The organism is Pseudoclavibacter sp. RFBJ3, from assembly GCF_002931375.1.
Classification (GTDB): domain Bacteria; phylum Actinomycetota; class Actinomycetes; order Actinomycetales; family Microbacteriaceae; genus Pseudoclavibacter.
Genome location: NZ_PSXZ01000021.1, coordinates 1 through 6,830, shown reverse-complemented (window position 1 = coordinate 6,830; position 6,830 = coordinate 1). Strand labels below are relative to the sequence as shown.

The 6,830-nt window shown below is 65.5% G+C and carries 5 protein-coding genes and 1 pseudogene; 4 read left to right on the top strand and 2 right to left on the bottom strand.

What is annotated here, in order from left to right; translation table 11 throughout:
- Both C5E07_RS17350 and C5E07_RS17345 read right to left on the bottom strand, forming a co-directional pair.
- Nucleotides 1-351: pseudogene (locus C5E07_RS17350) on the bottom strand (ribulokinase); the annotation flags it as partial.
- Nucleotides 352-476: 125 nt separating this feature from the next.
- Complete coding sequence (locus C5E07_RS17345) at nucleotides 477-1,496, bottom strand: LacI family DNA-binding transcriptional regulator (RefSeq protein ID WP_258064022.1); 1,020 nt, start codon at nucleotides 1,494-1,496, stop codon at nucleotides 477-479.
- A gap of 176 nt (nucleotides 1,497-1,672) precedes the next feature.
- Between C5E07_RS17345 and C5E07_RS17340 the strand changes: the two genes are divergently transcribed.
- From C5E07_RS17340 to C5E07_RS17325, 4 genes are all read left to right on the top strand, one after another.
- Entirely contained in the window at nucleotides 1,673-2,662 is a 990-nt protein-coding gene (locus C5E07_RS17340) for an ABC transporter substrate-binding protein (protein ID WP_308471383.1), read from the top strand.
- Nucleotides 2,663-2,846: 184 nt separating this feature from the next.
- Nucleotides 2,847-4,454, top strand: coding sequence for a sugar ABC transporter ATP-binding protein (locus C5E07_RS17335; protein WP_104301082.1), 1,608 nt, complete (start codon nucleotides 2,847-2,849; stop codon nucleotides 4,452-4,454).
- Nucleotides 4,451-5,581: an ABC transporter permease gene (locus C5E07_RS17330; RefSeq protein WP_104301080.1), complete on the top strand. Its 1,131-nt coding sequence runs from the start codon at nucleotides 4,451-4,453 to the stop codon at nucleotides 5,579-5,581. The genes C5E07_RS17335 and C5E07_RS17330 overlap by 4 nt, the downstream gene beginning before the upstream one ends.
- The gene (locus tag C5E07_RS17325; RefSeq protein ID WP_104301078.1) at nucleotides 5,578-6,603 is read left to right on the top strand and encodes an ABC transporter permease; all 1,026 of its coding nucleotides are present in this window, start codon (nucleotides 5,578-5,580) and stop codon (nucleotides 6,601-6,603) included. The genes C5E07_RS17330 and C5E07_RS17325 overlap by 4 nt, the downstream gene beginning before the upstream one ends.
- Nucleotides 6,604-6,830: the final 227 nt, after the last annotated feature.

The window sequence follows — 6,830 nt, the reverse complement described above, 5'->3', positions numbered from 1 at the left end:
CGGGGTGCCGTCGGCGAGCGTCGGCACCATGGTGCAGGCCGTGAAGTCGGTGCCGATGCCGATGACATCCGCCGCGTCGATGCCAGCGTCTGCGATGGCGGCGGGCACGGCGACCTTGAGGACGTCGACGTAGTCTCTCGGCACCTGCAACGCCCACTCGGGCGGGAGCTGCTCACCCGTCGCCGGGAGCCGCTCGTCGACCACGGCGTGCGGGTACGGCAGCTCGCCGACGCCGAGCTCGGCGCCGTCACGCACCCGGACGACGACCGCCCGGCCGGAGAGGGTGCCGTAGTCGACGCCGATGACGTAGCGATCCGCGGTGTCTGCGCTCGCGCGATCGGCGTCCTGCATGCGCGATTCCGAGTTCGTCGAATGACTCATCCTGGCGGTCTCCTTTGTCTCGACCGGATGTAATGTGATCGATCACACCATGCAGACGGCGTGAGCGCAAGCCCAGGGTCGTGGACGTGGCTCGGTTAGGTTACAAGGGTCAACTGGCGAGTCGAGGCGCGGATGACGAGCTGCGGAAGCACAACTGGAACGTTGCCTCCTTTGTCGAGCAGGCGCGCGACGCACTGGGCTCCCGTCGCGGCGAAGTGCTGGCGCACGGTGGTCAGCGGGGGCCAGAAGTGCGCGGCCTCGGGGATGTCGTCGAACCCCACGACGCTCAGCTGCTCCGGCACGGAGACTCCGGCGTCATGTGCGGCGTGCAGCACTCCGAGGGCAGTCTGGTCGTTTGCGCAGAAGACGGCCGTCGCGTTCGACTCGAAGATGGCGGCGGCGGCAACGTAACCGGCTTCCGGGGACCAATCCCGAGCGTCGACGTGCCGTGGCGTCAGCCCGCGAGACTCCATCTCGATGCGGAATCCCCGGAGGCGGGACGTGGCATCGATCCAGTCACCGGGGCCGGCTAGGTGCACCACGTCGACGTGGCCCCGGTCGAGCAGGTGTGCGGTCGCGACCCGTGCCCCTTCGAGCTGATCCTCGGCTAGGTCCACGCCCCCGTCGCTCGTCCAGGTCTGCAGGGTCACGAACGGGATGCCCGAGGTCATGTTGCCGAGCACCTCGAGCAAGGGGGTCTGCGGCGCGACGGCGACGATGCCCTCGACGTTGAGGCTCGCCAGGTTGCCCAGCGCCTCCTCGATCGACGCGACATCCAAGCCGTCCGTCTGTTCGACGATGGTCGTGTATCCGCGCGTTCGCGCCGCCTCGGTAATGGCGATGATGCTCGAGGAAGGGCCGTACTCGCCGCTGGCGGTCGAAAGGACGCCGAGCGTCCGACTCCGCTTCGACGAGAGGGCCCTCGCGGCGAGGTTCGGGCGATAGCTGAGCTCGCCCATCGCAGTCAGCACCTTCTGCCTGGTCGCGGGCCGCACGCTCGAGTGGTCGTTGAGCACTCTCGAGACGGTCTGGTGCGAGACCCCCGCCGCCCGGGCGACATCGAACACGCTTGCAGCCCGCTTCGGCTTCGTCGCATCCACAGGTCCGCTCATCATCCAGCCATTATGCCCGCCGAGTGCTCGACTGTGTCAGCGAATAACAATTCAGATCCAAGCTTGCGTTTTGTCAATGTGATCGATAACAATCTATCCAGATGCGAGGACGCATCCCACTGCGCAGCAGAACACGGGCGCCTACGCCCGAGTGAACCGCTCTCATCGAGGAGACAAGCGTGAACAAGACAACCATCAGGACCATCGCCGGAATCGCCATGGCTGGAGCAATGACACTCAGCCTTGCAGCTTGCTCAAACGGGTCGGGCGACGCGCCTGCCGGCAGCGACGGCGAGCTCATCACCGTCGGCTTCGTCGCCGTCGGACCAGAAGGCGGATGGCGCACCGCGAACGAGCAGAACATCCAGGACTCGTTCTCCACCGAGAACGGCTTCGAGCTGAAGTACGCCCCCGCCACCAACGGGGACCAGAACTCGCAGATCACCGCCTTCACCTCGTTCATCGACGAGGGCGTCGACGCCATCCTGCTCTCCGCAACCGAAGCCACGGGTTGGGAAGACGTTCTGGAACGCGCCCAGGAAGCGGAGATCCCCGTCGTGCTCCTGGACCGAGGCATCGAACCGAACGACGAGGCGCTCTACACGAGCCACATCGCCCCCGACAATGTGGGGATCAGCTCGGCTGCGGCCGAATGGGCGAACGGCCAGTTCGCAGAGGGCGGCAACTACGTCGTGCTCGAAGGCCCTCCCGGCCTCTCCGTGGTCAACGACCGCAACAAGGGCTGGGATGAGAGCATCGACTCGAAGCTGACGAAGCTCGAGAGCCAGTCGGCCAACTGGTCGACAGAAGAGGCGAAGAGCGTCTTCGAGACGATCCTCAAGTCGAACAACAATGACGTGCAGCTCGTCTTCGCGCAGAACGACGAGATGGGACTCGGCGCCGCCCTCGCCGTCGAGGAAGCCGGCCTCAAGCCGGGCACCGACGTCAAGATCATCACGATCGACGGCACCAAGGCCGCACTGGAAGCGCTTTCCGCTGGCCGCCTTTCGTTTGTTGCTGAGTACAACCCGCTCTTCGGTGACGCCGCCGTCGACGTCGTCAAGGCCGCCGTCGCCGGAGAGACCGTCGAGAAGAACATAGTCGTCGAAAGCGTCACTTTCGATTCCCCAGAGGCGGCTAAGACGGCTCTTCCCGACCGCAAGTACTAGACCGACCGTCCGTACGCGCAGGAGCGTACTGAACCAGACTCGTGCATCCGGGGCGTGGCCGCTCTCTCGGGACCGCCCCGGATGCACGACACCACTGGAGACACCGGTCACCAGCACGGGTCGCACATACGGCGCCCGCCACCCCCACACTCGACGCCGGCCACCGGCAGAACGCTAGGCGATCATGGCAGCGAATCAGCCAATCGTTGAGATGAGCGGCATCTCAATCGAGTTCCCCGGAGTCAAAGCACTCCAAGACGTGAACTTCCGGCTTTTCCCCGGCGAAGTGCACACCCTCATGGGCGAGAACGGCGCGGGGAAGTCCACGCTCATCAAAGCCCTGACCGGCGTCTACAAGATCGACGGCGGTGCCATCCGCATCGGCGGTGATGAGCGGCAGCTCAGGGGCACGGCGGACGCGCAGGCCGCGGGCATCTCCACCGTCTACCAAGAAGTCAACCTCTGCGACAACCTCTCCATTGGCGAGAATGTGATGCTCGGGCACGAGGTCCGAGGGCCCTTCGGGATCAACTGGCGCAAGACGAACGCCGCGGCCCGCGAGGCACTTGCCGCGCTCGGTCTCGATCACCTCGACCCGAAGCGTCCCCTCTCCAGCATCTCGCTGGCGATGCAGCAGCTCGTCGCGATCAGCCGGGCGATGGTCATCAAGTCGAAGGTGCTGATCCTCGACGAACCCACGTCCAGCCTCGACGCGCAGGAAGTCGAAGGCCTGTTCTCCGTCATGCGTCAGCTCCGCGAGCAGGGCGTGGCGATCCTCTTCGTCTCGCACTTCCTGGACCAGGTGTACGCCATCAGCGACCGACTCACCGTGCTCCGCAACGGCCAGTTCGTCGGCGAGTACGCCACCGCCGAGCTCGGCAGGAGCGACCTCATCTCCAAGATGATCGGCAAGGAATTCTCCACCCTCGAATCGCTCGGGGCGAACCGACGCGTCGACGCTCGAGACACCGCGGACATTCCCCTCTACCGGGCGCAGGGCATCGGCAGGAAGGGGTCGATCGACCCCGTCGATATCCAGGTGCACCGCGGCGAAGTCGTCGGGTTCGCGGGACTGCTCGGCTCCGGACGCACCGAGCTCGGGCGCCTGATCTATGGTGCCGACAAGCCGGACGCGGGGTCAGCGCAGCTCAACGGGGACGACGTCGAAGTGCATTCACCCGCCGCAGCGCTGCGCAAGCACATCGCCTTCTCCACCGAGAATCGGCGCGACGAGGGTATCGTCGGCGACCTCACGGTGCGGGAGAACTTGATCCTCGCCGTGCAGGCTCGAAGAGGGTGGGCACGGCCCCTCTCCCGCCGCGAGCAGAACGAGCTCTGCGCGAAGTACCTCACCGAGCTCAACGTGCGCCCCGCGGACCCGGAGCGCGCCATCCGCAACCTCTCCGGCGGCAACCAGCAGAAAGTGCTCCTTGGCCGGTGGCTCGCCACCAAACCAGAGCTCCTGATCCTCGACGAGCCGACCCGCGGGATCGATGTCGGAGCCAAGGCGGAGATCCAGGAGACCATCGCGCAGCTCGCGGAGGACGGGATGTCAGTCATCTTCATCTCCTCCGAGCTCGACGAAGTCGTGCGACTCAGCGAGCGGATCGTCGTCCTCAAGGACCACCGGAAGATCGCAGAGATCGCCAACGGTCCAGAGGTCACCGCCGACCTCATCGTCCAGACCATCGCGGCCGACGGTGTGGAGGGCGTCGACCCGCTAACCGCAGACAAGCCGGCCGCCCCGACCACACCACCCGCATCCGCTGACGCCGAGGGAGCACGCGCATGAGCCAGTCCACGGCCGCACACGCCACGTCGACCACAGACCCTCAACAGCCGCGGCGGACGCCGGACGCCTTGCAGGCGGCACGGGGCGCATTCCGGCAGCCCTACATCTGGGCGGTCGTCGCACTCGTCCTCCTCATCATCGTCAACCTGATCAAGGACCCGGGCTACCTCGGCGTCTCCGTCAATCAGGCCACCGGCGACCTCAACGGCAACCTCATCGACATCCTCCGCGCCAGCGCCCCGGTCATGATGATCGCCGTCGGCATGACCCTCGTGATCGCCACTCGCGGCATCGACCTCTCTGTCGGCTCCGTCATGGCCGTTGCCGGCGCCGTCTCGATGGAGTTCATGGCATCCGCCCAGAACTCGTTCGGCTCGGCGCTCACCGCCATCGCCCTCGCGCTGCTCATCAGCGCACTCCTCGGCACCGTCAACGGACTGCTCGTCTCGGTGGTCGGCCTGCAGCCCTTCATCACGACGCTCATCATGATGCTCGCGGGGCGCGGGCTCGCCAAGGTCATCACGGCCGGTCAGAACACGTCAGCCACCAACGACTCGTTCCGGTGGATCGCGAACGGCACCATCGCCGGGTTCCCCGTGATCTTCCTGCTCGCCGTCGGAATCGTCGTCCTCGTTGCGTTGCTTGTTCGACGCACCGCCCTCGGCCTCATGATCGAGTCCATCGGCATCAATCCGAAGGCATCCCGCATGGCGGGCGTCCGCCCCATCGGCCTTCTGTTCTTCGTCTACATCTCGAGCGCCATCCTCGCGGGAGTCGCCGGCATCTTCAGCACAGCCACCGTCATGACCGTCGAAGTCGCGAAGACCGGGTCTGCCTCGGAGATGGATGCGATCCTCGCCGTCGTCATCGGCGGGACCTCGCTTGCCGGCGGCAAGTTCTCCCTGACCGGCAGCGTCATCGGCGCCCTCCTCATCGCGACGCTCGACAAGACCGTGGTTTTCCTTTCCATCCCATCGTCAGCAACACCGGCGTTCAAGGCGATCGTCATCGTCCTCGTCTGCTTGCTGCAGTCGCAGCGCGTCCGGGACTTCTTCAAGCGGCGACGAGCGCAGACCCCCACCGGGCCTGCAAGTCCCGCACAAGCACCAGAGGCGGTTGCCGCATGACCACCATCGTCGAACAGACCAGCGAAGTCACCCGGCTCGCGAAGTTCAAGCCGAACCTCGACTCCCTCCCAACGCTCGCCGCCGTCGTCATCTTCGTCGGCATGCTCGCTTACGGGGAGTTCGCCTACGGTGGCATCCTGCAGTTCAGCACGCTCTCCAACCTGCTCATCAACAATGCCTATCTGATCGTGCTCGCCATCGGCCTGACCTTCGTCATCCTCACTGGCGGCATCGACTTGTCCGTCGGCGCGGTCATCGCCGTCAGCAGCCTCGTCGGGGTCATGCTCTCGAACGCCGGACTTCCGGCGATCGTCGTGATCGTGCTCATGATCGGCATCGGCTCGCTCTTCGGCCTCGCCTCTGGAATCCTCATCCACTACTTCCGAGTGCAGCCGTTCATCGCCACGCTCGCCATGATGTTCCTCGCCAGAGGGCTCGCCTCGATGCTCAGCACCGAACCACAGCGACTCGCGGACGAATCACCCATCCGCGGCCTCTCTGCCGAGATCAAGCTCATCGACGGGCCGAAGATCAACGACCTCGTCGTCACGCCGGCCGTCGTCGTCGCAGTCGCGCTCATCGGCATCGCATTCTTCATCCTCCACCGCACGCGATTCGGCAGGACCGTCTACGCCATGGGCGGCTCGGAACAGTCCGCGCTGCTCATGGGCCTACCGGTCGCTCGCACGAAGATCATGATCTATGTCATCAGCGGCACCCTCGCAGGAATTGCCGCCGTGCTCTACACGTCGAAGCTCGGCATCGCGCAGAACATCACTGGCGTCGGCTGGGAGCTCGACGCGATCGCCGCAGTCATCATCGGCGGCACTCTGCTGACCGGCGGCGGCGGGTTCGTGCTCGGCTCGGTCGTCGGAGCTCTCGTGCTCGGACTGATGAACGTCCTCATCACCCGCGACGGCAGCATCCCCCCGGAGGCGACGACCATAATCACGGGAGGTATCCTGCTCGTGTTCGTGCTGCTGCAGCGGGCAGTGACCTCCAGGAAGCGCCGATCCCAGTAGGGATCCCGCGTCCAGCCTGGGCGGTGCCTGACCATGGCGCAAGGGCCGCGAAGTCTTGGCGCACGGTGGTGAGTGGAGGCGAATCAATTGGGCGAACTAGCCGGCCCGGGGCTGTTGGTCCTCGAGCCGATCATCCGCTACGACCCGAAGATCACCCGATAGAAGCAAAGGCAGCTGCCCCATGGTGAAACGTCAAGCCCCCAAGCCCCTCGAGCTGCTCGAGCTCA

Bases quoted from the DNA above. Each gene is read 5' to 3' on its own strand.
- C5E07_RS17335 (WP_104301082.1), top strand. From the start codon at position 2,847: ATGGCAGCGAATCAGCCAATCGTTGAGATGAGCGGCATCTCAATCGAG.
- C5E07_RS17345 (WP_258064022.1), bottom strand. From the start codon at position 1,496: ATGATGAGCGGACCTGTGGATGCGACGAAGCCGAAGCGGGCTGCAAGC.
- C5E07_RS17325 (WP_104301078.1), top strand. From the start codon at position 5,578: ATGACCACCATCGTCGAACAGACCAGCGAAGTCACCCGGCTCGCGAAG.
- C5E07_RS17330 (WP_104301080.1), top strand. From the start codon at position 4,451: ATGAGCCAGTCCACGGCCGCACACGCCACGTCGACCACAGACCCTCAA.